The 21,833-nt window shown below is 55.5% G+C and carries 33 protein-coding genes; 32 read left to right on the top strand and 1 reads right to left on the bottom strand.

Annotated elements, in window-relative coordinates:
* The first annotated feature begins 21 nt into the window (after positions 1–21).
* The 31 genes from tuf to bfr all read left to right on the top strand — a co-directional run bounded on the left by tuf (position 22) and on the right by bfr (position 17,338).
* Positions 22–1,215, top strand: coding sequence for an elongation factor Tu (gene tuf, locus FQ187_RS17045; RefSeq protein WP_046047317.1), 1,194 nt, complete (start codon positions 22–24; stop codon positions 1,213–1,215).
* 141 nt (positions 1,216–1,356) lie between these two features.
* The gene (gene rpsJ / locus FQ187_RS17040) at positions 1,357–1,668 is read left to right on the top strand and encodes a 30S ribosomal protein S10 (protein ID WP_003186070.1); all 312 of its coding nucleotides are present in this window, start codon (positions 1,357–1,359) and stop codon (positions 1,666–1,668) included.
* An 80-nt stretch (positions 1,669–1,748) separates the two neighbouring features.
* Positions 1,749–2,384: a 50S ribosomal protein L3 gene (rplC, locus tag FQ187_RS17035; RefSeq protein WP_003186059.1), complete on the top strand. Its 636-nt coding sequence runs from the start codon at positions 1,749–1,751 to the stop codon at positions 2,382–2,384.
* A 12-nt stretch (positions 2,385–2,396) separates the two neighbouring features.
* Positions 2,397–2,999 carry a 50S ribosomal protein L4 gene (gene rplD / locus FQ187_RS17030; RefSeq protein ID WP_007896707.1) on the top strand — a complete coding sequence of 201 codons (603 nt, stop codon included), beginning with the start codon at positions 2,397–2,399 and terminating at the stop codon, positions 2,997–2,999.
* On the top strand, positions 2,996–3,295 hold the full coding sequence (gene rplW / locus FQ187_RS17025; RefSeq protein ID WP_002555488.1) for a 50S ribosomal protein L23: 300 nt from the start codon (positions 2,996–2,998) through the stop codon (positions 3,293–3,295). Before rplD ends, rplW begins: the two co-directional genes overlap by 4 nt.
* Before the next feature lie 14 nt (positions 3,296–3,309).
* The gene (rplB, locus tag FQ187_RS17020; RefSeq protein ID WP_003176423.1) at positions 3,310–4,134 is read left to right on the top strand and encodes a 50S ribosomal protein L2; all 825 of its coding nucleotides are present in this window, start codon (positions 3,310–3,312) and stop codon (positions 4,132–4,134) included.
* Between the two features lie 16 nt (positions 4,135–4,150).
* The gene (gene rpsS, locus FQ187_RS17015; RefSeq protein ID WP_002555486.1) at positions 4,151–4,426 is read left to right on the top strand and encodes a 30S ribosomal protein S19; all 276 of its coding nucleotides are present in this window, start codon (positions 4,151–4,153) and stop codon (positions 4,424–4,426) included.
* Positions 4,427–4,439: 13 nt separating this feature from the next.
* A complete protein-coding gene (rplV, locus tag FQ187_RS17010; protein ID WP_003103908.1) occupies positions 4,440–4,772 on the top strand; it encodes a 50S ribosomal protein L22 in 333 nt (110 codons plus the stop codon).
* Positions 4,773–4,785: 13 nt separating this feature from the next.
* Positions 4,786–5,472 (top strand): 30S ribosomal protein S3, encoded by a 687-nt coding sequence (gene rpsC, locus FQ187_RS17005; RefSeq protein WP_003176422.1) that lies wholly within the window; start codon positions 4,786–4,788, stop codon positions 5,470–5,472.
* Between the two features lie 12 nt (positions 5,473–5,484).
* The gene (gene rplP / locus FQ187_RS17000; protein WP_008145497.1) at positions 5,485–5,898 is read left to right on the top strand and encodes a 50S ribosomal protein L16; all 414 of its coding nucleotides are present in this window, start codon (positions 5,485–5,487) and stop codon (positions 5,896–5,898) included.
* Positions 5,898–6,089, top strand: coding sequence for a 50S ribosomal protein L29 (rpmC, locus tag FQ187_RS16995; protein WP_008030901.1), 192 nt, complete (start codon positions 5,898–5,900; stop codon positions 6,087–6,089). The genes rplP and rpmC overlap by 1 nt, the downstream gene beginning before the upstream one ends.
* A 2-nt stretch (positions 6,090–6,091) precedes the next feature.
* Positions 6,092–6,358 carry a 30S ribosomal protein S17 gene (gene rpsQ, locus FQ187_RS16990; protein WP_003176419.1) on the top strand — a complete coding sequence of 89 codons (267 nt, stop codon included), beginning with the start codon at positions 6,092–6,094 and terminating at the stop codon, positions 6,356–6,358.
* Positions 6,359–6,381: 23 nt separating this feature from the next.
* On the top strand, positions 6,382–6,750 hold the full coding sequence (rplN, locus tag FQ187_RS16985; RefSeq protein WP_002555479.1) for a 50S ribosomal protein L14: 369 nt from the start codon (positions 6,382–6,384) through the stop codon (positions 6,748–6,750).
* Positions 6,751–6,761: 11 nt separating this feature from the next.
* The gene (gene rplX / locus FQ187_RS16980; RefSeq protein ID WP_008145498.1) at positions 6,762–7,076 is read left to right on the top strand and encodes a 50S ribosomal protein L24; all 315 of its coding nucleotides are present in this window, start codon (positions 6,762–6,764) and stop codon (positions 7,074–7,076) included.
* Between the two features lie 20 nt (positions 7,077–7,096).
* On the top strand, positions 7,097–7,636 hold the full coding sequence (gene rplE / locus FQ187_RS16975) for a 50S ribosomal protein L5 (RefSeq protein WP_003176415.1): 540 nt from the start codon (positions 7,097–7,099) through the stop codon (positions 7,634–7,636).
* A gap of 13 nt (positions 7,637–7,649) precedes the next feature.
* Positions 7,650–7,955 (top strand): 30S ribosomal protein S14, encoded by a 306-nt coding sequence (gene rpsN / locus FQ187_RS16970; RefSeq protein WP_003176414.1) that lies wholly within the window; start codon positions 7,650–7,652, stop codon positions 7,953–7,955.
* A 209-nt stretch (positions 7,956–8,164) separates the two neighbouring features.
* On the top strand, positions 8,165–8,557 hold the full coding sequence (rpsH, locus tag FQ187_RS16965) for a 30S ribosomal protein S8 (protein ID WP_003186040.1): 393 nt from the start codon (positions 8,165–8,167) through the stop codon (positions 8,555–8,557).
* A 12-nt stretch (positions 8,558–8,569) separates the two neighbouring features.
* A complete protein-coding gene (gene rplF, locus FQ187_RS16960; protein WP_149630377.1) occupies positions 8,570–9,103 on the top strand; it encodes a 50S ribosomal protein L6 in 534 nt (177 codons plus the stop codon).
* Between the two features lie 10 nt (positions 9,104–9,113).
* Positions 9,114–9,464 (top strand): 50S ribosomal protein L18, encoded by a 351-nt coding sequence (gene rplR / locus FQ187_RS16955; RefSeq protein WP_003186037.1) that lies wholly within the window; start codon positions 9,114–9,116, stop codon positions 9,462–9,464.
* Positions 9,465–9,467: 3 nt separating this feature from the next.
* Positions 9,468–9,968, top strand: coding sequence for a 30S ribosomal protein S5 (rpsE, locus tag FQ187_RS16950; RefSeq protein WP_007943782.1), 501 nt, complete (start codon positions 9,468–9,470; stop codon positions 9,966–9,968).
* Between the two features lie 2 nt (positions 9,969–9,970).
* Positions 9,971–10,147 carry a 50S ribosomal protein L30 gene (gene rpmD, locus FQ187_RS16945; protein ID WP_003186033.1) on the top strand — a complete coding sequence of 59 codons (177 nt, stop codon included), beginning with the start codon at positions 9,971–9,973 and terminating at the stop codon, positions 10,145–10,147.
* A gap of 3 nt (positions 10,148–10,150) precedes the next feature.
* Positions 10,151–10,588: a 50S ribosomal protein L15 gene (gene rplO / locus FQ187_RS16940; RefSeq protein WP_007896782.1), complete on the top strand. Its 438-nt coding sequence runs from the start codon at positions 10,151–10,153 to the stop codon at positions 10,586–10,588.
* The gene (gene secY, locus FQ187_RS16935; RefSeq protein ID WP_003228718.1) at positions 10,589–11,917 is read left to right on the top strand and encodes a preprotein translocase subunit SecY; all 1,329 of its coding nucleotides are present in this window, start codon (positions 10,589–10,591) and stop codon (positions 11,915–11,917) included.
* Positions 11,918–11,944: 27 nt separating this feature from the next.
* Positions 11,945–12,061 carry a 50S ribosomal protein L36 gene (gene rpmJ / locus FQ187_RS16930; protein ID WP_002555468.1) on the top strand — a complete coding sequence of 39 codons (117 nt, stop codon included), beginning with the start codon at positions 11,945–11,947 and terminating at the stop codon, positions 12,059–12,061.
* A gap of 130 nt (positions 12,062–12,191) precedes the next feature.
* The gene (rpsM, locus tag FQ187_RS16925) at positions 12,192–12,548 is read left to right on the top strand and encodes a 30S ribosomal protein S13 (protein WP_003186020.1); all 357 of its coding nucleotides are present in this window, start codon (positions 12,192–12,194) and stop codon (positions 12,546–12,548) included.
* Between the two features lie 30 nt (positions 12,549–12,578).
* Positions 12,579–12,968, top strand: a complete 390-nt coding sequence (gene rpsK / locus FQ187_RS16920; RefSeq protein WP_002555466.1) for a 30S ribosomal protein S11 — start codon at positions 12,579–12,581, stop codon at positions 12,966–12,968.
* Between the two features lie 18 nt (positions 12,969–12,986).
* Positions 12,987–13,607: a 30S ribosomal protein S4 gene (rpsD, locus tag FQ187_RS16915; protein ID WP_003210056.1), complete on the top strand. Its 621-nt coding sequence runs from the start codon at positions 12,987–12,989 to the stop codon at positions 13,605–13,607.
* A gap of 22 nt (positions 13,608–13,629) precedes the next feature.
* Positions 13,630–14,631, top strand: coding sequence for a DNA-directed RNA polymerase subunit alpha (rpoA, locus tag FQ187_RS16910; RefSeq protein ID WP_003186012.1), 1,002 nt, complete (start codon positions 13,630–13,632; stop codon positions 14,629–14,631).
* Between the two features lie 42 nt (positions 14,632–14,673).
* Complete coding sequence (rplQ, locus tag FQ187_RS16905) at positions 14,674–15,060, top strand: 50S ribosomal protein L17 (RefSeq protein WP_008145500.1); 387 nt, start codon at positions 14,674–14,676, stop codon at positions 15,058–15,060.
* A 209-nt stretch (positions 15,061–15,269) separates the two neighbouring features.
* Positions 15,270–16,724 (top strand): catalase, encoded by a 1,455-nt coding sequence (locus FQ187_RS16900; protein WP_149630376.1) that lies wholly within the window; start codon positions 15,270–15,272, stop codon positions 16,722–16,724.
* 149 nt (positions 16,725–16,873) lie between these two features.
* Positions 16,874–17,338: a bacterioferritin gene (gene bfr / locus FQ187_RS16895; protein ID WP_123365585.1), complete on the top strand. Its 465-nt coding sequence runs from the start codon at positions 16,874–16,876 to the stop codon at positions 17,336–17,338.
* 65 nt (positions 17,339–17,403) lie between these two features.
* On the opposite strand, the gene uvrA is transcribed toward bfr, so the two are convergent.
* The gene (gene uvrA, locus FQ187_RS16890) at positions 17,404–20,238 is read right to left on the bottom strand and encodes an excinuclease ABC subunit UvrA (protein WP_149630375.1); all 2,835 of its coding nucleotides are present in this window, start codon (positions 20,236–20,238) and stop codon (positions 17,404–17,406) included.
* Positions 20,239–20,429: 191 nt separating this feature from the next.
* Between uvrA and FQ187_RS16885 the strand changes: the two genes are divergently transcribed.
* Positions 20,430–21,827 carry an MFS transporter gene (locus FQ187_RS16885; protein ID WP_149630374.1) on the top strand — a complete coding sequence of 466 codons (1,398 nt, stop codon included), beginning with the start codon at positions 20,430–20,432 and terminating at the stop codon, positions 21,825–21,827.
* Positions 21,828–21,833 lie beyond the last annotated feature (6 nt).

Below are 21,833 nucleotides of genomic sequence, written 5' to 3'. Positions count from 1 at the left end.
TTAGGCTAGGAGTTAATTGTCGTGGCTAAAGAAAAATTTGACCGTACCCTCCCGCACGTCAACGTTGGCACCATCGGTCACGTCGACCACGGTAAAACCACGCTGACCGCTGCTCTGACTCGCGTCTGCTCCGAAATTTTCGGTTCGGCCGTTGTTGCTTTCGACAAAATCGACAGCGCTCCGGAAGAAAAGGCTCGTGGTATCACCATCAACACCGCACACGTTGAATACAACTCGCTGATCCGTCACTACGCTCACGTTGACTGCCCAGGTCACGCTGACTATGTGAAGAACATGATCACCGGTGCTGCTCAAATGGACGGCGCTATCCTGGTTTGCTCGGCCGCTGATGGTCCGATGCCACAAACCCGTGAGCACATCCTGCTGTCCCGTCAGGTTGGCGTTCCGTACATCGTTGTCTTCCTGAACAAGGCTGACATGGTTGACGACGCTGAGCTGCTGGAACTGGTTGAGATGGAAGTGCGCGATCTGCTGAGCACTTACGACTTCCCAGGTGACGACACTCCGATCATCATCGGTTCGGCTCTGATGGCTCTGAACGGCCAAGACGACAACGAAATGGGTACCACCGCTGTTAAGCGCCTGGTAGAAACTCTGGATAGCTACATCCCGGATCCAGTTCGTGTTATCGACAAGCCGTTCCTGATGCCAATCGAAGACGTATTCTCGATCTCCGGTCGCGGTACTGTTGTAACTGGCCGTATCGAGCGCGGTATCGTCAAGGTTCAGGATCCACTGGAAATCGTTGGTCTGCGTGACACTACCGTCACCACCTGCACCGGTGTTGAAATGTTCCGTAAGCTGCTCGACGAAGGTCGTGCTGGCGAGAACTGCGGCGTGCTGCTGCGCGGCACCAAGCGTGACGACGTTGAGCGTGGCCAGGTTCTGGTCAAGCCAGGTTCGGTTAAGCCGCACACTACCTTCGAAGCTGAAGTGTACGTGTTGAGCAAAGAAGAAGGCGGTCGCCACACTCCGTTCTTCAAAGGCTACCGTCCACAGTTCTACTTCCGGACCACTGACGTGACCGGTAACTGCGAACTGCCGGAAGGCGTTGAAATGGTAATGCCAGGCGACAACATCAAAATGGTTGTCACCCTGATCAAAACCATCGCAATGGAAGATGGTCTGCGTTTCGCTATTCGTGAAGGCGGTCGTACCGTCGGCGCTGGCGTCGTAGCCAAAATCATCGCTTAATAAGTGATGACTTGAAAAAGCCCCCGCCTAGCGGGGGCTTTTTTATTGGGTTGACACTGTAGTAGCCCGTCTATAGAATTGCGCCTCCTTTTAACGGGCGTATTGCGCTCGCTGGGAATAGCAGCCGGAGTCTGAAATCCAATGCAAAATCAGCAAATCCGTATCAGGTTGAAGGCTTTTGACCATCGCCTGATCGACCAATCCACCCAGGAAATCGTGGAAACCGCGAAACGTACTGGTGCTCAAGTGCGTGGTCCAATTCCACTGCCTACCCGTAAAGAGCGGTTCACCGTTCTGGTCTCCCCGCACGTCAACAAAGACGCGCGTGACCAGTATGAGATCCGTACTCATAAGCGCGTTCTGGACATCGTCCAGCCAACGGATAAAACCGTTGATGCTCTTATGAAGCTTGATCTTGCGGCCGGTGTGGAAGTGCAGATCAGCCTCGGCTAAGACTCGGTCTTAGTCGTGTAACGCTCTGAAATGGGCGGCCATAGCGGGTGAAAGCCCCGTACACTCATGAGGTTTACAACATGACTATTGGTGTAGTCGGTCGTAAATGCGGTATGACCCGTATTTTCACCGAAGAAGGTGTCTCCATTCCGGTCACGGTCATTGAGATCGAACCGAATCGCGTCACCCAGTTCAAAACTGAAGAGACCGATGGCTATCGTGCAGTGCAAGTCACTGTAGGCGAGCGTCGTGCTTCGCGTGTTACAGCTGCTCAAGCTGGCCACTTCGCTAAAGCGAACGTTGCCGCTGGTCGTACCGTAATGGAATTCCGTCTTGAAGAAGGCGAGTACCAGGCCGGCGATCTGATCAACGCTGAAATCTTCGCTGCTGGTCAACTGGTTGATGTAACCGGTCAGTCCAAAGGTAAAGGCTTCCAGGGTACGATCAAGCGTTGGAATTTCCGCGGGCAAGATAATACCCACGGTAACTCCGTATCCCACCGCGTTCCAGGCTCTATCGGCCAGTGCCAGACTCCTGGTCGTGTATTCAAGGGCAAAAAAATGTCCGGTCATATGGGCGCTGAGCGCGTGACCGTGCAGTCCCTCGAAGTAGTGCGCGTGGACGCTGAACGCAATCTGTTGTTGGTCAAGGGTGCTGTTCCTGGCGCTACTGGCGGCAACTTGGTTGTACGTCCAGCAGCCAAGGCTCGCGGTTAAGGGGAAGCTGACATGCAATTAAATGTAAATGACGCTCAAGCGATCGAAGTTTCCGAACTGACATTTGGCGGCGAATTCAACGAGACGCTGGTTCACCAAGCAGTCGTGGCCTACATGGCCGGCGGCCGTCAAGGTAGCAAGCAGCAAAAGACCCGTTCCGACGTTCGTGGTGGCGGTAAGCGCCCATGGCGTCAGAAAGGTACTGGCCGTGCTCGTGCCGGTACTATCCGTAGCCCAATCTGGCGTGGCGGCGGTACCACTTTCGCAGCTCGTCCTCAGGATCACACCCAGAAGCTGAACAAGAAGATGTATCGCGCAGCAATGCGTTCCATCCTTGCTGAGCTGGTGCGTACTGATCGTCTGGTTGTGGTTCAGGACTTCGCTGTTGATGCACCGAAGACCAAAGATCTGCTGAACAAACTGACCGGCATGGGCCTGACTGACGTCTTGATCGTGTCTGAAGTGGTTGATCAGAACCTGTACCTGGCTGCTCGTAACCTGCCACACGTTGATGTACGTGACGTGCAAGGTTCCGATCCAGTTAGTCTGATCGCATACGACAAGGTGTTGATCACCGTGTCGGCCGTGAAGAAATTCGAGGAGCTGCTGGGATGAACCAGGAACGCGTATTTAAAGTTCTGCTTGGCCCGCACGTTTCCGAGAAGGCTACGGTTCTGGCTGACAAGAAAGGCCAGTTCGTTTTCAAGGTTGCAACTGATGCAACCAAGCTGGAAATCAAGAAGGCCGTCGAAAGCCTGTTCAGCGTGAAAGTAGAGCGTGTTACTACCCTGAATGTTCTGGGTAAGAGCAAGCGCACTGCTCGCGGTCTGGGCAAGCGTAATGACTGGAAGAAGGCAGTTATCTCCCTTCAGCCAGGCCAAGATCTCGATTTCAGCAGCAGTGCTGAGTAAGGAAGGGGTGCATCATGGCAATCGTTAAATGCAAACCGACTTCCCCTGGCCGCCGTTTTGTGGTCAAGGTGGTCAACCAGGAGCTGCATAAAGGCGCTCCTCACGCACCGCTGCTCGAGAAAAAATCGAAGACTGGTGGTCGTAACAACAATGGTCGTATTACCACTCGTCACATCGGTGGTGGCCATAAGCAGCATTATCGTCTGGTCGATTTCCGTCGCAACGACAAAGATGGCATCTCTGCCACTGTCGAGCGTATTGAATACGATCCAAACCGTACTGCTCACATCGCTCTGCTGCTGTACGCAGATGGCGAGCGTCGCTACATCATCGCCCCTAAAGGCGTGAGTGCTGGCGACCAGCTGATCGCAGGTGCTCTGGCGCCGATCAAGCCGGGCAACGCTCTGCAACTGCGTAACATTCCAGTTGGTAGCACCGTACACGGCATCGAATTGAAGCCAGGTAAAGGCGCGCAAATCGCTCGTTCCGCTGGTGCTTCGGCTCAGCTGATCGCTCGTGAAGGTGTCTACGTGACCCTGCGTCTGCGTTCTGGTGAGATGCGTAAAGTGCTGGCTGAATGCCGCGCGACCCTGGGTGAAGTCTCGAACTCCGAGCACAGCCTGCGTTCGCTGGGTAAAGCTGGTGCCAAACGCTGGCGTGGCGTTCGCCCAACCGTTCGTGGTGTTGCCATGAACCCGGTTGACCACCCACATGGTGGTGGTGAAGGTCGTACCTCTGGTGGTCGTCATCCGGTATCGCCATGGGGCTTCCCGACTAAGGGCGCGAAGACTCGTGGTAATAAGCGTACCGACAAAATGATCGTCCGTCGTCGCAAGTAAATAGAGGGATACGACAGTGCCACGTTCTCTGAAAAAAGGTCCTTTTATTGATCTTCACCTACTGAAGAAGATCGAAGTGGCGGCGGAAAAGAACGATCGCAAACCAGTTAAAACCTGGTCGCGTCGTTCGATGATCCTGCCACAAATGGTCGGTTTGACCATTGCAGTGCATAACGGTCGTCAACATGTTCCAGTTCTCGTGAACGAAGACATGGTCGGCCACAAACTGGGCGAGTTTGCCGGTACCCGCACATATCGTGGGCACGTGGCAGACAAGAAAGCCAAGCGTTAAGGGGTAAGGAACGATGGAAGTAGCCGCTAAGTTGTCGGGCGCTCGAATCTCCGCCCAGAAAGCCCGCTTGGTCGCCGACCAGATCCGCGGGAAGAAGGTGGGCGAAGCGCTCAACCTGTTGGCTTTCAGCAGTAAGAAAGCCGCCGAGATCATGAAGAAAGTGCTGGAGTCGGCCGTAGCCAACGCCGAGCATAACGAAGGCGCAGACGTTGATGACCTTAAAGTCAGCACCGTTTTCGTCAACGAAGGGCGTTCGCTGAAGCGAATCATGCCGCGTGCCAAAGGCCGTGCTGATCGCATCGTCAAGCGGTCTTGCCATATCACTGTCAAGGTTGCTGACAAGTAACGGAGTCGAAGAGATGGGTCAGAAAGTACATCCCATTGGCATTCGCCTGGGAATCGTCAAGGAGCACACCTCCGTCTGGTACGCAGACGGTCGGACTTATGCGGACTATTTGTTCGCTGATCTGAAGGTGCGTGAGTATCTCCAAGACAAACTAAAAAGCGCGTCCGTAAGCCGTATCGATATCCATCGTCCGGCTCAGACTGCACGTATCACCATCCACACCGCTCGTCCAGGTATCGTTATCGGGAAGAAAGGTGAAGATGTTGAGAAACTGCGTCAGGACCTGACCAAACAAATGGGTGTGCCTGTGCACATCAATATCGAAGAAATCCGCAAGCCGGAGCTCGACGGTATGTTGGTTGCGCAGAGCGTAGCTCAGCAGCTGGAGCGTCGCGTAATGTTCCGTCGCGCTATGAAGCGCGCTGTACAGAACGCCATGCGCATTGGTGCCAAAGGCATCAAAATCCAAGTGAGCGGTCGTCTCGGCGGTGCTGAAATCGCACGTACTGAATGGTATCGCGAAGGTCGTGTGCCACTGCACACCCTGCGTGCCGACATCGACTATGCCAACTACGAAGCTCACACCACTTACGGTGTGATCGGTGTAAAGGTTTGGATCTTCAAAGGCGAAGTAATTGGTGGTCGCCAAGAAGAACTGAAACCACAAGCACCAGCGCCTCGTAAAAAAGCTGCTAAGTAAGGGGTACGCCAAATGTTGCAACCAAAGCGTACGAAGTTCCGCAAGCAGATGACAGGCCACAACCGTGGTCTGGCACAGCGCGGTAGCAAAGTCAGCTTCGGCGAGTTCGCGCTGAAGTCTGTAGCTCGTGGTCGTCTCACCGCTCGTCAGATCGAGTCAGCGCGTCGTGCTCTGACCCGTCACGTTAAACGTGGCGGCAAGATCTGGATCCGTGTATTCCCGGACAAGCCTATTTCCAAAAAGCCACTCGAAGTTCGGATGGGTAAAGGTAAGGGTAGTGTGGAGTACTGGGTTGCCCAGATTCAGCCAGGCAAAGTCCTGTATGAAATCGAGGGTGTTACTGAAGAGCTGGCGCGTGAGGCTTTTGCCTTGGCTGCTGCAAAGCTGCCGCTCGCCACTGCCTTCGTTAAACGGACGGTGATGTGATGAAAGCGAACGAACTTCGTGAAAAAGACGCGCCGCAGCTTAACGAGCAACTGCTCGGCCTGCTGCGCGACCAGTTCAATCTGCGGATGCAGAAAGCAACTGGCCAGTTGGGGCAGTCTCACCTGCTCCGGCAAGTTAAGCGTGACATCGCTCGCGTGAAGACTGTGCTCAAACAGCAGGCAGGTAAGTAATCATGGCTGAAGCCGAAAAAACCGTCCGTACGCTGACTGGCCGTGTTGTCAGCGACAAAATGGACAAGACCATCACCGTTCTGATCGAGCGTCGCGTTAAGCACCCGATCTACGGTAAATACGTTAAGCGTTCGACTAAGCTGCACGCGCACGACGAAACCAATCAGTGCCACATCGGCGACAAAGTCACTATTCGTGAAACTCGTCCTTTGGCCAAGACCAAGTCTTGGGCGCTGGTTGATGTTCTCGAACGCGCTGTGGAAGTCTAAGGACTAGGGGTCGGAGAAATTATATGATTCAGACTCAATCCATGCTCGATGTGGCCGATAACAGCGGCGCTCGCCGCGTTATGTGCATCAAGGTGCTGGGTGGCTCCCATCGTCGTTACGCTGGTATCGGTGACATCATCAAAGTTACCGTGAAGGAAGCAATTCCTCGCGGTAAAGTGAAAAAAGGCCAAGTGATGACTGCTGTTGTAGTCCGCACTCGTCACGGCGTACGTCGTGCTGATGGCTCCATTATCCGCTTTGATGGCAACGCTGCTGTTCTTCTGAACAACAAGCAAGAGCCGATCGGCACCCGTATCTTTGGGCCAGTGACCCGTGAACTTCGTACTGAGAAGTTCATGAAGATCGTCTCGCTCGCCCCAGAAGTGCTGTAAGGAGATCCGACATGCAAAAGATTCGTCGTGACGACGAGATCATCGTGATCGCCGGCAAAGACAAAGGTAAGCGCGGTAAGGTGCTTAAGGTTCTCGCTAATAACCGTCTGGTTATTGGTGGTCTGAACCTGGTTAAGCGTCATACCAAGCCTAACCCGGCGTCGGGCGTACAAGGCGGTATCGTCGAAAAAGAAGCTCCACTGGACGCTTCTAACGTCGCCATTTTCAACGGCGAAACCAACAAGGCTGACCGCGTTGGTTTCAAAGTAGAAGACGGCAAGAAAATTCGTGTCTTCAAGTCGACCCAAAAAGCGGTTGATGCTTGAACACTGCTAGGTAGAAGACCATGGCACGACTAAAAGAGATTTACTGGAAGGAAATCGCACCGAAGCTTAAGGAAGAACTTAAGCTTTCGAACGTGATGGAAGTTCCACGCGTTACAAAAATCACCCTGAACATGGGTCTGGGCGAAGCGGTCGGTGACAAAAAAGTCATCGAGCACGCTGTTGCCGACCTGGAAAAGATCACCGGCCAGAAAGTCGTTGTGACCTACGCTCGGAAATCCATCGCAGGCTTTAAAGTCCGTGAAGGTTGGCCGATCGGCGTCAAAGTGACCCTGCGCCGTGAGCGTATGTACGAGTTCCTGGATCGTCTGCTGTCGATCTCCCTGCCTCGGGTTCGCGACTTCCGCGGCCTGAATGCCAAGTCCTTCGATGGTCGTGGTAACTACAGCATGGGCGTTAAAGAGCAGATCATCTTCCCGGAAATCGACTACGACAAGATCGATGCTCTCCGCGGTCTGGACATTACCCTGACCACCACTGCCAAGAACGATGATGAAGGTCGCGCGCTGCTGCGTGCTTTCAAATTCCCGTTCCGCAACTGATTGGAGTAGGAAAATGGCCAAGATGAGCATGAAAAACCGCGAGCTGAAGCGTCAGCTCACGGTTGCCAAGTACGCCAAAAAGCGTGCAGCACTGAAAGCTATCATCGTTGATCTGAACGCAAGTCCAGAAGCGCGTTGGGAAGCTACAGTAGCTCTGCAGAAGCAGCCACGTGACGCAAGCGCTTCGCGCATGCGTAACCGCTGCCGCCTGACCGGTCGTCCACACGGCGTTTACCGCAAGTTCGGCCTCGGCCGTAACAAACTGCGTGAAGCTGCAATGCGTGGTGACGTACCTGGTCTGGTTAAAGCCAGCTGGTAAGCACTGTCAAAGTTTCGGTGTTTGGGATCGCGAGATCCTGACCACCGGTGACCTTGAACTTGAATCAAGCCCCTTTTGGGGCTTGATTCATTTGTGGGGTGTGTCTAGAATACCCGGCTCGCCTGAGCCCGTGCTTTTTTTGCATGGATGAGCTCGGCGACAAGTAGTAGCCGCAAGGCTAATTTTTTTGTATTAGGAGCGTCTAGCCCATGAGTATGCAGGACCCGTTAGCGGACATGCTAACTCGAATCCGTAATGCCCAGATGGCTGAAAAGTCCGTCGTAAGCATGCCATCTTCTACTTTGAAGGTAGCTGTTGCCAAAGTCCTGAAGGACGAAGGTTACATTGCGGGTTATCAGATCAGCAGCGAAATCAAACCACTGCTGTCCATCGAGCTGAAGTACTTCGAAGGCCGTCCGGTCATCGAGGAAGTGAAGCGCGTTAGCCGTCCAGGCCTGCGTCAGTACAAGTCCGTCGATGATCTGCCCAAAGTTCGTGGCGGTCTCGGTGTGTCTATCGTCTCCACCAACAAAGGTGTGATGACGGATCGTGCTGCGCGCGCTGCCGGTGTCGGCGGCGAAGTTCTTTGCACTGTGTTCTAAGGGGGGATAAGCATGTCACGCGTCGCTAAGAACCCCGTTAAGCTGCCAGTCGGTGTCGAAGTAAAATTCGCAGGCCAACAGCTTTCGGTGAAGGGTGCCAAGGGCACTCTCGAACTGAACATCCATTCGTCTGTTGAGATCGTTGAAGAAGCTGGTGAGCTGCGTTTCGCTGCTCGCAATGGCGATCAACAAACTCGCGCAATGGCTGGTACCACTCGTGCGTTGGTAAACAACATGGTCCAAGGCGTAAGCCAAGGCTTCGAGCGTAAGCTCCAGCTGGTCGGTGTTGGTTATAAAGCGCAAGCAAAAGGCACAGTGCTGAACCTGGCTCTTGGCTTCTCGCACCCAGTGGATTATGAACTGCCGGAAGGCATCACCGCTGAGACTCCTAGCCAAACCGACATCCTGATTCGGGGTATCGATAAGCAGCTGGTAGGTCAAGTGGCCGCCGAGATCCGCGACTTCCGTCCACCAGAGCCGTACAAAGGCAAAGGTGTGCGCTACGCGGACGAAGTCGTCCGTCGTAAAGAAGCCAAGAAGAAGTAGGGCATAGCAAATGACCGACAAAAAAGTTACTCGACTGCGTCGCGCTCGCAAAGCACGCCTGAAAATGCACGAACTCGAAGTCGTGCGTCTCTGCGTGTTCCGCTCGTCGCAGCACATCTACGCCCAGGTCATTTCGGCCGACGGCAACAAAGTTCTGGCATCTGCCTCGACTTTGGATAAAGAACTGCGTGATGGCGCCACTGGCAACATCGACGCGGCCACTAAGGTTGGCCAGCTGGTCGCTACGCGTGCTAAAGCCGCTGGCGTCTCGCAGGTGGCTTTCGACCGCTCTGGCTTCAAGTACCACGGCCGCGTCAAGGCGCTGGCTGATGCTGCTCGTGAAGCTGGGCTGGAGTTCTAAGTTATGTCAAATAACGACCAAAAGCGCGACGAAGGCTACATTGAGAAGCTGGTTCAAGTTAACCGCGTAGCCAAAACCGTAAAAGGCGGCCGTATCTTCACTTTCACCGCGTTGACCGTGGTTGGTGATGGTAAAGGGCGTGTTGGCTTCGGCCGTGGCAAGTCACGTGAAGTGCCTGCTGCGATCCAGAAGGCAATGGAAGCTGCTCGCCGCAACATGATCCAAGTTGATCTGAACGGCACCACTCTGCAGTACGCAATGAAGTCCGGTCACGGCGCTTCGAAGGTGTACATGCAGCCTGCTTCTGAAGGTACCGGTATCATCGCTGGCGGCGCTATGCGTGCTGTCCTCGAAGTTGCTGGCGTTCAGAACGTTCTGGCCAAGTGCTACGGCTCGACTAACCCGGTAAACGTGGTTCACGCCACTTTCAAAGGTTTGAAAGCTATGCAGTCTCCTGAATCCATTGCCGCCAAGCGTGGCAAAAGCGTCAAGGAGATCTTCTGATCATGGCTACCGTTAAAGTTACGCTGATCAAAAGCATGACCGGCCGTATCCCTAACCACAAACTGTGCGTTAAGGGTCTGGGTCTGCGTCGCATCGGTCACACTGTAGAAGTACTTGATACTCCCGAGAATCGCGGGATGATCAACAAGGCTTACTACATGCTGCGTGTCGAGGGTTAATCGATGAAACTCAATGATCTGAGTCCAGCGCCGGGTTCCCGTCGCGAAAAGCATCGTCCGGGCCGTGGTATCGGTAGTGGTTTGGGCAAGACCGGTGGCCGTGGCCACAAAGGTCAGTCCTCCCGCTCCGGTGGCACCATTGCTCCAGGCTTTGAAGGCGGTCAACAGCCGCTGCATCGTCGCCTGCCAAAGTTCGGTTTCGTTTCCCTGAAAGCCATGGACCGCGCAGAAGTGCGTCTGTCCGAGCTGGCTAAAGTGGAAGGCGACATCGTCACCGTGCAATCCCTGAAAGATGCCAACGTGATCAACGTCAACGTACAGCGTGTGAAAATCATGCTGTCCGGCGAAGTTACTCGCGCTGTTACCATCGGAAAGGGAATCGGCGCCACCAAAGGTGCGCGTGCGGCTATCGAAGCAGCTGGCGGCAAGTTCGAGGAATAAATGGCTAAGCAAGGTGCTCTCTCTGCGCTCGGCAAAGGCGGTATGTCTGAACTCTGGGCTCGTCTGCGTTTTCTGTTCCTGGCGATTATCGTCTACCGAATAGGCGCACACATCCCGGTTCCAGGTATCAACCCGGACCGACTCGCGGACCTGTTTCGACAGAATGAGGGGACCATTCTTAGCTTGTTCAACATGTTTTCCGGCGGCGCGCTGGAGCGGATGAGCATCTTTGCACTGGGGATCATGCCGTACATTTCGGCATCGATCATCATGCAGCTGATGACCGCCGTCAGCCCGCAGCTGGAGCAGTTGAAGAAGGAAGGTGAAGCTGGCCGTCGCAAGATCAGCCAGTACACCCGCTACGGCACTGTCGTTCTCGCTCTCGTTCAGGCAATTGGCATGTCCATTGGTCTGGCAGGGCAAGGCGTTGCGTTCACTGGTGACTTTGGCTTCCATTTCGTCGCGGTATCCACTTTTGTGGCTGGTGCGATGTTCATGATGTGGCTGGGTGAGCAGATTACTGAGCGTGGTGTTGGCAACGGTATCTCGATGTTGATTTTTTCGGGTATCGTCGCCGGTCTTCCGAGAGCGATCGGGCAGTCTTTCGAGTCTGCACGTCAGGGTGATATCAACATCTTCGCCCTGGTTGCCATCGGTTTGCTGGCAGTAGCGATTATCGGTTTTGTGGTGTTCATTGAGCGTGGTCAGCGTCGTATTGCTGTTCACTACGCCAAGCGTCAGCAGGGCCGCAAGGTCTTCGCTGCGCAGACTAGCCACTTGCCGCTGAAGGTGAACATGGCCGGTGTTATTCCGGCCATTTTCGCGAGCAGCATTTTGCTGTTCCCGGCTTCGTTGGGTGCCTGGTTCGGCCAGTCTGAAGGTATGGGCTGGTTGCAGGACATCTCGCAGTCGATCGCTCCTGGTCAGCCGTTGAATATTCTGCTGTTTAGTGCAGGGATTATTTTCTTCTGCTTCTTCTATACGGCGTTGATGTTCAATCCGAAAGACGTAGCGGAAAACCTGAAGAAGTCCGGTGCCTTTATTCCGGGCATCCGTCCAGGTGAGCAGTCTGCGCGCTACATTGATGGCGTTCTGACTCGCTTGACCATGTTCGGTGCTCTTTACATGACGGCCGTGTGCTTGCTGCCCCAGTTCCTGGTGGTTGCAGCAAACGTACCGTTCTACCTTGGCGGGACCTCGTTGCTGATCGTCGTCGTGGTTGTGATGGACTTCATGTCCCAAGTACAATCGCACCTCGTTTCGCACCAGTACGAATCCCTGATGAAGAAAGCCAACCTGAAGGGTTACGGCAGCGGCATGTTGCGCTGAGTACCCATAAGGTTCGAGGAGTTGGTGATGAAAGTTCGTGCATCGGTGAAAAAGCTGTGCCGTAACTGCAAGATTATTCGCCGCGAAGGTGTTGTTCGAGTAATTTGCAGCGCGGAACCGCGTCACAAACAGCGCCAAGGCTGAGTGTGATTGTGCTTCAAGCCCGGCAGCTAGTGCGCTGCCGGGTTGATTATTTGTTATTACAGCGATATTATCTCGCGCCCTATTTCTTGGCTTCCGGGGCGTAGGTAGCTGTCAATTGGAGTCCCACTGAATGGCCCGTATTGCAGGCGTTAACATTCCAGATAACAAGCATACTGTTATCTCGCTGACCTACATCTATGGTGTTGGTCGCACTACTGCACAGAAGATCTGTGCAGTGACTGGGGTAAACCCAGCCGCAAAGATCAAGGATCTGAGCGACGAGCAGATTGAACAGCTGCGTGGCGAAGTGGCGAAGTTCACCACTGAAGGTGACCTGCGTCGCGAAATCAACATGAAAATCAAGCGTTTGATGGACCTCGGTTGCTATCGCGGTCTGCGTCATCGTCGTGGTCTTCCAGTGCGCGGTCAGCGTACCAAGACTAACGCGCGTACCCGTAAAGGTCCGCGTAAGCCGATCCGCAAGTAATCGCCCCAGCGAATCGACAGGAAATTAATCATGGCTAAACCTGCTGCTCGTCCTCGTAAAAAAGTTAAAAAGACAGTGGTTGATGGCATCGCCCACATCCATGCATCTTTTAACAACACAATCGTGACCATCACCGACCGTCAAGGCAACGCTCTTTCCTGGGCTACCTCCGGTGGTTCGGGTTTCCGCGGTTCCCGCAAGTCCACGCCGTTTGCTGCTCAAGTAGCTGCTGAACGTGCTGGTCAAGCTGCGCTGGAATATGGCCTGAAAAACCTCGACGTTAACGTCAAAGGTCCAGGTCCAGGTCGTGAATCTGCAGTCCGCGCTTTGAACGGCTGTGGCTACAAGATCGCCAGCATCACCGACGTGACGCCAATCCCGCACAACGGGTGCCGTCCGCCGAAGAAGCGCCGCGTGTAATCCAGGAGATTGTAAAGAATGGCTCGTTACATTGGTCCAAAATGCAAACTCGCTCGTCGCGAAGGCACCGATCTCTTCTTGAAGAGCGGCGTGCGCGCGATCGAATCGAAGTGCAACATTGAAGCAGCACCTGGTATCCACGGCCAACGCCGCGGTCGCCAGTCCGATTACGGCACCCAGCTGCGTGAAAAGCAGAAGGTCCGTCGTATCTACGGCGTTCTCGAGCGTCAATTCAGCGGCTACTACAAAGAAGCTGCTGGCAAGAAAGGTGCAACTGGCGAAAACCTGTTGCAACTGCTCGAATGCCGTCTGGACAACGTTGTATACCGTATGGGTTTTGGCTCTACTCGTGCCGAATCCCGTCAGCTGGTATCGCACAAATCCGTAAGCGTTAACGGTCAGACCGTAAACGTGCCGTCGTACCAGGTTCGTGCTGGTGACGTGGTCGCGATTCGCGAGAAAGCAAAGAACCAACTTCGCATTGTCCAAGCTCTCGATCTGTGTGCCCAACGTGGCCGCGTAGAATGGGTAGAAGTAGACACTGAGAAGAAGTCGGGCGTTTTCAAGAACGTTCCTGCTCGCAGTGATCTGTCCGCCGACATCAACGAAAGCCTGATTGTCGAGCTCTACTCCAAGTAAGGGCTAGAAAATAGGTGCATCCATGCAGATTTCGGTAAATGAGTTCCTGACACCCCGCCATATTGATGTGCAGGTTGTCAGTCCAACCCGCGCCAAGATCACTCTCGAGCCTCTCGAGCGTGGTTTTGGCCACACCCTGGGCAACGCGCTGCGCCGCATCCTGTTGTCCTCAATGCCCGGCTGCGCAGTAGTCGAGGCCGAGATTGACGGTGTGCTCCATGAGTACAGCGCCATCGAAGGTGTACAGGAAGACGTAATTGAAATCCTGTTGAACCTTAAAGGTCTGGCTATCAAGCTGCACGGCCGTGACGAAGTTACGCTGACCTTGTCGAAGAAGGGTTCGGGGGTGGTTACCGCTGCCGATATTCAGCTGGATCATGATGTCGAGATCGTTAACCCCGATCACGTAATCGCTAACCTGGCGTCTAACGGCGCCCTGAACATGAAGCTCACCGTAGCTCGTGGTCGTGGTTATGAACCGGCAGACTCGCGTCAGAGCGATGAAGACGAAAGCCGCAGCATCGGTCGCTTGCAGCTTGACTCTTCGTTCAGCCCGGTTCGCCGTATCGCATACGTGGTGGAAAACGCCCGTGTCGAACAGCGTACTAACCTGGACAAGCTGGTTATTGATCTGGAAACCAACGGTACTCTGGATCCTGAAGAGGCTATTCGCCGCGCTGCAACCATTCTGCAACAGCAGTTGGCTGCGTTCGTCGACCTCAAAGGTGACAGTGAGCCAGTGGTTGTTGAGCAGGAAGACGAGATCGATCCGATCCTGCTTCGCCCGGTTGACGATCTGGAACTGACTGTACGTTCGGCTAACTGCCTTAAGGCGGAAAACATCTACTACATCGGTGACCTGATTCAGCGTACCGAAGTAGAGCTGTTGAAGACTCCGAACCTTGGCAAGAAATCCTTGACTGAAATCAAGGACGTTCTGGCCTCCCGCGGTCTGTCCCTCGGCATGCGCCTCGACAACTGGCCGCCTGCAAGTCTTAAGAAGGACGACAAGGCGACTGCCTGATCGTCGTAATCACCGAACGTTGTGTTTGGTAAGGAATGAACCATGCGTCATCGTAAAAGTGGTCGTCACCTGAGCCGCACTAGCTCGCACCGCAAGGCCATGTTTCAAAACATGGCAGTGTCGCTGTTCGAGCACGAGCTGATCAAAACTACACTGCCGAAAGCTAAAGAACTGCGTCGCGTTGCTGAGCCGCTGATCACTTTGGCCAAGACAGACAGCCTGGCTAACCGCCGTCTCGCTTTCGACCGTACTCGTTCGAAAGCTATCGTTGGTAAGCTCTTCAACGACCTGGGCAAGCGTTACGCTACCCGTGAGGGTGGCTACCTGCGCATCCTCAAGTGCGGTTTCCGCACTGGCGACAACGCGCCTATGGCGTACGTCGAGTTGGTTGATCGTCCTGCCGGTGGTGAAGCTGTATCCGCTGAGTAAGACGTCAGTCTGAAACGAAGAACCGGGCCTAGTGCCCGGTTTTTTGTGCACGCTCGAAAAGTATCGAGTGGCTTAGGCGATACAGCTTCATTAGTATTTATCTATCGATTCTCACAATTTAATGAATTTGATGGTGTCATGTTGATGGTCAATACTCCCTCTCAGCCGATTAGCCGGCAGTAGGAAAGACTGACAGAGGAAGACATCGCATGAGCCAAAATAAAACACTTACCACCGCCAGTGGCGCTCCTGTCGCTGATAACCAGAATTCCCGTTCCGCCGGCCCTCGTGGCCCGTTGCTGCTCGACGACTTTCACCTGATCGAGAAGCTTGCCCACTTCAACCGTGAAAACATCCCTGAGCGCCGCGTACACGCCAAAGGGTCGGGTGCTTACGGTACGTTCACCGTAACTCGGGACATCACCGAGTACACCAGCGCCAAACTGTTTGAATCTGTTGGTAAACAAACCCCAACGTTCCTGCGGTTTTCCACCGTTGGCGGTGAGCGTGGTTCGGCCGACACCGAGCGCGATCCACGTGGCTTTGCCCTGAAGTTCTACACCGAAGAAGGTAACTGGGACATCGTCGGCAACAACACGCCAGTGTTCTTCATCCGCGATCCGCTCAAATTCCCGGACTTTATTCACACCCAAAAACGTCTGCCGCAAAGCAACCTGAAAAGCGCACAAATGATGTGGGACTTCTGGTCACATTCACCTGAGGCGTTGCACCAGGTCACCATTCTGTTCTCGGATCGCGGCATTCCTGATGGCTACCGCCATATGCACGGCTTCGGCAGTCACACCTACAGCCTGATCAACGCCAGTGGCGAGCGTCACTGGGTGAAGTGGCACTACAAGACCAAGCAAGGGATCAAAAACCTGGCGCCGGCAGAAGCGGCACGCCTGGCCGGTACTGATCCGGATTACGCACAGCGTGATCTGTTCGGCGCGATCGAGCGCGGTGATTTCCCGAAATGGCGCGTGTGCATCCAGATCATGACGGAGGCACAGGCCGCGGCGCACTACGAGAACCCATTTGACGTGACCAAGACCTGGTCGCAGAAAGAGTTTCCGCTGATCGAAGTGGGTGAACTGGAACTTAACCGCAATCCACAGAACTACTTTGCTGAAGTCGAGCAAGCGGCGTTCGGTCCGAGCAACATGGTCCCGGGTGTCGGTTTGTCGCCTGACCGCATGTTGCAGGGGCGAGTGTTCGCTTACGCCGACGCTCACCGCTACCGTATTGGCACGAACCACCAGCAATTGCCGGTGAACGCACCTCGCAGCCCGGTGAACAGCTATCAGCGCGACGGTTCGATGGCGTTTGGCAGCAACGGCGGTGCGACTCCTAACTATGAGCCGAACAGCTATATCGAATCGCCAAAACAAGCGCGTCGCTATGCAGAGCCAGCGCTGACGCTGGGTGGTGCAGCTGATCGTTACGATCATCGCGAAGATACTGACTACTACAGCCACGCGGGTGCACTGTTCCGCCTGATGAATGATGAGCAGAAAGCCCTGCTGGTCAACAACATTGCCGGCGCCATGGCGGGAGTTTCCGGTGACGTGGTTGATCGTCAACTCCAGCACTTCTTCAGGGCTGACCCGGCGTACGGAGAAGCAATCGCAACGGCATTGGGCGTACAGCTTAACGAAGTCTAAACGAGAAGCAGAACCGCCCTTATTTGGGCGGTTTTTGCGTTATTTAAGCTGCATTTCTCAGAATTTCTTCGCTTTTATCGCGCAAACGAAGTGACCAAGCAGCCGGCTTGGTTCAAACTACAGACTTTCAGGCAGGGAGATGTAGGGCGATGCAAGGCCACCCAGACGTAATCGATTACCTCAACACGTTGCTGACCGGCGAGCTGGCCGCGCGTGATCAATATTTCATCCATTCGCGGATGTACGAGGACTGGGGTTTCACCGAGCTCTATGAGCGTATCAACCACGAGATGGAGGAAGAGGCGCAGCACGCTGACGCCCTGATGCGCCGGATTCTGATGCTCGAAGGCACGCCACGTATGCGTCCGGACGACCTGGATGTCGGCACCACCGTGCCTGACATGCTTGCCGCGGACCTGCGTCTGGAATACAAAGTCCGCGCCGCACTCTGCAAGGGCATCGAGCTCTGCGAGCTGCACAAGGACTACGTCAGCCGCGAGATGCTGCGTATTCAGCTGAACGACACTGAAGAGGATCACACCTACTGGCTCGAGAAGCAGTTGGGTCTGATCAAGTTGATCGGTCTGGAGAATTACCTGCAATCGCAGTTCTGATTCCGCTGGCTACAAAAAAGCCCCTGTCACCGATGAAGTGACAGGGGCTTTTTCGTGGGCTTGATTCAGGCTTTGTCGCGAGCCAGTAGCGGCTTGAGGTAGAAGCCCGTGTGAGATTGCTTCATCTCCGAGACTTCTTCCGGCGTACCGACGGCAATGATCTGGCCACCCTTGGAACCACCTTCCGGCCCCAGGTCCACTAACCAGTCCGCGGTCTTGATCACGTCCAGATTGTGTTCGATCACCACCACGGTGTTGCCGTGGTCGCGCAATCGATGCAATACGTCGAGCAGCTGCTGAATATCCGCGAAGTGCAGGCCGGTCGTCGGCTCATCGAGGATGTACAGCGTCTTGCCGGTATCGCGTTTGGACAGTTCACGGGACAGCTTCACCCGCTGGGCTTCACCACCCGACAGCGTGGTCGCTGATTGCCCGAGCTTGATGTACGACAGGCCGACATCCATCAGCGTCTGAAGCTTGCGCGCCAGGGCCGGAACAGCGTCGAAGAACACCCGCGCTTCCTCGATCGTCATCTCGAGGGTTTCGTGGATGCTCTTGCCCTTGTACTTGATCTCCAGGGTTTCGCGGTTGTAGCGCTTGCTCTTGCAGACGTCGCACGGGACATAGATGTCCGGCAGGAAGTGCATTTCCACTTTGATCAAGCCATCGCCCTGACACGCTTCGCAACGTCCGCCCTTCACGTTGAAGGAGAAGCGTCCAGGACCATAACCGCGGGAGCGGGACTCCGGCACACCGGCGAACAGTTCGCGAATCGGTGTGAACAACCCGGTGTAGGTCGCCGGGTTGGAGCGCGGCGTTCGGCCGATCGGGCTCTGGTCGATGTCGACAACCTTATCCAGATGCTCCAGACCTTTGATGCTGTCGTGAGCGGCCGCTTCAAGCGTCGTCGCACCGTTCAATGCCGTAGCGCTAAGCGGGAACAAGGTGTTGTTGATCAGCGTCGACTTGCCCGAGCCGGACACACCGGTCACGCAGGTCAGCAGGCCGATCGGAATGTCCAGGTCGACATCGCGCAAGTTGTTGCCACGGGCGCCCTTGAGGGACAGCGACAACTTCTTGTTACGCGGCGTGCGTTTGGCTGGGACTGCAATTTTCACCCGGCCCGACAAGTACTTTCCGGTCAACGAATCTGGATGAGCCATGACTTCGGCCGGCGTACCTTCGGCGACAATATGGCCGCCGTGTACACCCGCACCCGGGCCGATATCCACCACGTAGTCAGCCAGGCGAATCGCATCTTCGTCGTGCTCGACCACGATCACCGTGTTGCCGATATCCCGTAAGTGCTTGAGCGTACCGAGCAGCCGATCGTTGTCCCGCTGGTGCAAACCAATCGACGGCTCGTCGAGAATGTACAGAACGCCAACCAGGCCGGCACCAATCTGGCTGGCCAGACGGATACGCTGCGCTTCACCACCGGACAGCGTGTCCGCACTGCGATCCAGCGACAAATAGTCCAGGCCAACATTGACCAGGAATTGCAGGCGTTCGCGAATTTCCTTGAGAATCTTGTCGGCAATTTCACCGCGACGGCCAGTAAGTTTCAGTACGCCGAAATACTCACAGGCATCGCCAATCGGCAGATTGGTCACTGCCGGCAGCGTCTTCTCGCCCACCCACACATGCCGGGCTTCACGACGCAGGCGAGTACCACGGCAATCCGGACAAGGCTGGGTGCTGAGGAACTTGGCCAGCTCTTCACGCACCGAGGCGGACTCGGTTTCACGGTAGCGTCGGTCCAGATTCGGCACGATGCCTTCGAACGGGTGCGAACGTTTGACGATGTCGCCACGGTCGTTCAGGTATTTGAAGTCGACGTTCTGCGAACCGCTGCCGTGCAGGATGAACTTCTGCTGATCGGCCGATAGTTCGTTGAATGGCACTTCCAGGCTGAACTTGTAGTGCGAAGCCAACGACCCGAGCATCTGGAAGTAATAGACGTTGCGCCGGTCCCAGCCGCGAATCGCGCCTTCCGCGAGCGTCAGTTCGCCATTGACCAACCGCTTGATGTCGAAGAACTGCTTAACACCCAGGCCATCACACGTCGGGCAAGCGCCGGCCGGGTTGTTGAAGGAGAACAGCTTGGGTTCCAGCTCGCTGATGGCGTGGCCGCAAATCGGGCAGGCGAAGCGCGCGGAGAAGATGATCTCTTCGCCGGGCTCGTCGTCCATCGGCGCGACCAGGGCGATGCCGTCCGCGAGCTTCAAAGCGGTCTCGAACGATTCGGCCAAACGCTGTTGCAGGTCGGCGCGCACCTTGAAGCGGTCGACTACCACATCAATCGTGTGCTTCTTCTGTTTATCCAGCTTCGGCAACTCGTCGAGTTCGCAGAGCCTGCCGTTGACCCTGGCTCGCACAAAACCTTGGGCGCGCAGTTCTTCGAAAACCGAAAGGTGTTCGCCTTTACGCTCGCGGATCACCGGCGCTAACAGCATAAGCTTGCTGCCCTCCGGTTGGGCGAGTACTAGGTCGACCATTTGGCTGACGGTCTGCGCTTCCAGCGGAATGTCGTGATCCGGGCAACGCGGAATACCCACGCGAGCGTAAAGCAGGCGCAGGTAATCGTAGATTTCGGTGATGGTGCCGACCGTCGAGCGCGGGTTGTGCGAGGTCGATTTCTGCTCGATGGAAATGGCTGGCGACAAACCTTCGATGGTGTCGACGTCAGGCTTTTCCATCATCGACAAAAATTGCCGGGCGTAGGCCGACAGCGATTCGACGTAGCGGCGCTGGCCTTCGGCGTACAGCGTGTCGAAGGCCAGGGACGATTTGCCGGAGCCGGACAGGCCGGTGATGACGATCAGTTTGTCCCGTGGCAGGGTCAGGTCGATGTTCTTCAGGTTGTGGGTTCGGGCCCCACGAATCAGGATCTTGTCCAAAGTGGCCTCGCTCGGCGGGCGTCGAAAACGTAGGAGTATACGGCCAAATACTGGATGGATGCACACTATCAAATGAGCGGGTTGCAGCCTTACATGAAGACTCTGTCAGCAGAGCGCGTCAAAGCGTCGCGATATACCCCGTCAATCGATGGGACTGGTAGAATCGCCGCCGGTTCACATGAGGTTTTTCCATGCACGATCCCCACAGCGAACGCATGAGTGGCAGTGAGACCCGCGCAGCAAGCGGTCTGGCCCTGGTATTCGCCTTCCGTATGCTTGGCATGTTCATGGTGTTGCCGGTACTGGCGACCTATGGGATGGATCTGGCAGGAGCGACCCCGGCCCTCATCGGGCTGGCGATTGGCGCTTACGGCCTGACCCAGGCGATCTTCCAGATTCCTTTCGGCTTCATTTCCGACCGCATCGGCCGTCGTCCCGTGATTTACCTGGGGCTGATCGTCTTTGCCCTCGGTAGCGTGCTGGCGGCCAATGCCGATTCGATCTGGGGCGTGATCGCCGGACGAATCCTGCAAGGCGCCGGGGCGATTTCTGCGGCGGTGATGGCGTTGCTGTCAGACCTGACCCGTGAACAGCATCGGACCAAAGCCATGGCCATGATCGGCATGACGATCGGTCTGTCGTTTGCTGTCGCGATGGTTGTAGGACCGTTGCTGACCCGCGCCTTTGGCCTGTCCGGATTGTTCCTCGCCACGGGCGGCATGGCGCTGTTCGGCATCGTGATCGTGATGTTCATGGTGCCGCGCTCGACCGGGCCGTTGCAGCACCGCGAGTCCGGTGTTGCGCGCAAGGCGTTGATACCGACGCTCAAACACCCGGACCTGCTGCGTCTGGACCTGGGCATTTTTGTGTTGCACGCAATGTTGATGTCGAGCTTCGTTGCGTTGCCTTTGGCGCTGGTCGAAAAAGCCGGGCTGCCCAAAGAGCAGCACTGGTGGGTCTACCTCACCGCGTTGCTGATTTCCTTCTTCGCCATGATCCCGTTCATTATCTACGGCGAGAAGAAACGCAAAATGAAACGAGTTTTACTCGGCGCCGTCGCGACGCTGATGCTCACTGAGCTATTCTTCTGGCAGTTCGGCGATAGCTTGCGAGCTCTGGTGATCGGGACGGTGGTGTTCTTTACCGCGTTCAACTTGCTGGAAGCGTCCTTGCCATCGCTGATCAGCAAGGTTTCACCGGCAGGCGGCAAGGGCACGGCGATGGGGGTTTATTCCACCAGTCAGTTCCTCGGTTCGGCACTGGGCGGCATCCTCGGGGGCTGGCTGTTCCAGCATGGCGGTCTGTCGGTTGTGTTCCTTGGATGCGCCGGTCTGGCTGCCCTCTGGCTGGCCTTTGCTGTTACCATGCGCGAACCTCCCTACGTGACGAGCCTGCGCTTGCCGTTGTCGCCCGAGGCGATCCGCGAAGCGGGTCTGGTCGAGCGCCTGAAGGCCGTCGTAGGGGTAACAGATGCAGTGATCGTCGAAGATGAAGCGGCGATTTACATCAAATTGGACACAGAACTATTGGATCGCACCACCCTTGAACGCCTGGTGAACAACCCGGCCGGGGCAGCGTGCGTAGCCTAGGAGAAC

This window comes from Pseudomonas sp. ANT_J28, assembly GCF_008370005.1.
Classification (GTDB): Bacteria; Pseudomonadota; Gammaproteobacteria; order Pseudomonadales; family Pseudomonadaceae; genus Aquipseudomonas; species Aquipseudomonas frigoris.
The sequence above is the reverse complement of the archived record's forward strand: the minus strand, read 5'-3'. Positions and strand labels throughout refer to the sequence as shown.

Coding starts and splice junctions, on each gene's coding strand:
- rpsJ (WP_003186070.1), top strand. CDS start 1,357: ATGCAAAATCAGCAAATCCGTATCAGGTTGAAGGCTTTTGACCATCGC.
- rplC (WP_003186059.1), top strand. CDS start 1,749: ATGACTATTGGTGTAGTCGGTCGTAAATGCGGTATGACCCGTATTTTC.
- rplD (WP_007896707.1), top strand. CDS start 2,397: ATGCAATTAAATGTAAATGACGCTCAAGCGATCGAAGTTTCCGAACTG.
- rplW (WP_002555488.1), top strand. CDS start 2,996: ATGAACCAGGAACGCGTATTTAAAGTTCTGCTTGGCCCGCACGTTTCC.
- rplB (WP_003176423.1), top strand. CDS start 3,310: ATGGCAATCGTTAAATGCAAACCGACTTCCCCTGGCCGCCGTTTTGTG.
- rplV (WP_003103908.1), top strand. CDS start 4,440: ATGGAAGTAGCCGCTAAGTTGTCGGGCGCTCGAATCTCCGCCCAGAAA.
- rpsC (WP_003176422.1), top strand. CDS start 4,786: ATGGGTCAGAAAGTACATCCCATTGGCATTCGCCTGGGAATCGTCAAG.
- rplP (WP_008145497.1), top strand. CDS start 5,485: ATGTTGCAACCAAAGCGTACGAAGTTCCGCAAGCAGATGACAGGCCAC.
- rpmC (WP_008030901.1), top strand. CDS start 5,898: ATGAAAGCGAACGAACTTCGTGAAAAAGACGCGCCGCAGCTTAACGAG.
- rpsQ (WP_003176419.1), top strand. CDS start 6,092: ATGGCTGAAGCCGAAAAAACCGTCCGTACGCTGACTGGCCGTGTTGTC.
- rplN (WP_002555479.1), top strand. CDS start 6,382: ATGATTCAGACTCAATCCATGCTCGATGTGGCCGATAACAGCGGCGCT.
- rplX (WP_008145498.1), top strand. CDS start 6,762: ATGCAAAAGATTCGTCGTGACGACGAGATCATCGTGATCGCCGGCAAA.
- rplE (WP_003176415.1), top strand. CDS start 7,097: ATGGCACGACTAAAAGAGATTTACTGGAAGGAAATCGCACCGAAGCTT.
- rpsN (WP_003176414.1), top strand. CDS start 7,650: ATGGCCAAGATGAGCATGAAAAACCGCGAGCTGAAGCGTCAGCTCACG.
- rpsH (WP_003186040.1), top strand. CDS start 8,165: ATGAGTATGCAGGACCCGTTAGCGGACATGCTAACTCGAATCCGTAAT.
- rplF (WP_149630377.1), top strand. CDS start 8,570: ATGTCACGCGTCGCTAAGAACCCCGTTAAGCTGCCAGTCGGTGTCGAA.
- rplR (WP_003186037.1), top strand. CDS start 9,114: ATGACCGACAAAAAAGTTACTCGACTGCGTCGCGCTCGCAAAGCACGC.
- rpsE (WP_007943782.1), top strand. CDS start 9,468: ATGTCAAATAACGACCAAAAGCGCGACGAAGGCTACATTGAGAAGCTG.
- rpmD (WP_003186033.1), top strand. CDS start 9,971: ATGGCTACCGTTAAAGTTACGCTGATCAAAAGCATGACCGGCCGTATC.
- rplO (WP_007896782.1), top strand. CDS start 10,151: ATGAAACTCAATGATCTGAGTCCAGCGCCGGGTTCCCGTCGCGAAAAG.
- secY (WP_003228718.1), top strand. CDS start 10,589: ATGGCTAAGCAAGGTGCTCTCTCTGCGCTCGGCAAAGGCGGTATGTCT.
- rpmJ (WP_002555468.1), top strand. CDS start 11,945: ATGAAAGTTCGTGCATCGGTGAAAAAGCTGTGCCGTAACTGCAAGATT.
- rpsM (WP_003186020.1), top strand. CDS start 12,192: ATGGCCCGTATTGCAGGCGTTAACATTCCAGATAACAAGCATACTGTT.
- rpsK (WP_002555466.1), top strand. CDS start 12,579: ATGGCTAAACCTGCTGCTCGTCCTCGTAAAAAAGTTAAAAAGACAGTG.
- rpsD (WP_003210056.1), top strand. CDS start 12,987: ATGGCTCGTTACATTGGTCCAAAATGCAAACTCGCTCGTCGCGAAGGC.
- rpoA (WP_003186012.1), top strand. CDS start 13,630: ATGCAGATTTCGGTAAATGAGTTCCTGACACCCCGCCATATTGATGTG.
- rplQ (WP_008145500.1), top strand. CDS start 14,674: ATGCGTCATCGTAAAAGTGGTCGTCACCTGAGCCGCACTAGCTCGCAC.
- FQ187_RS16900 (WP_149630376.1), top strand. CDS start 15,270: ATGAGCCAAAATAAAACACTTACCACCGCCAGTGGCGCTCCTGTCGCT.
- bfr (WP_123365585.1), top strand. CDS start 16,874: ATGCAAGGCCACCCAGACGTAATCGATTACCTCAACACGTTGCTGACC.
- FQ187_RS16885 (WP_149630374.1), top strand. CDS start 20,430: ATGCACGATCCCCACAGCGAACGCATGAGTGGCAGTGAGACCCGCGCA.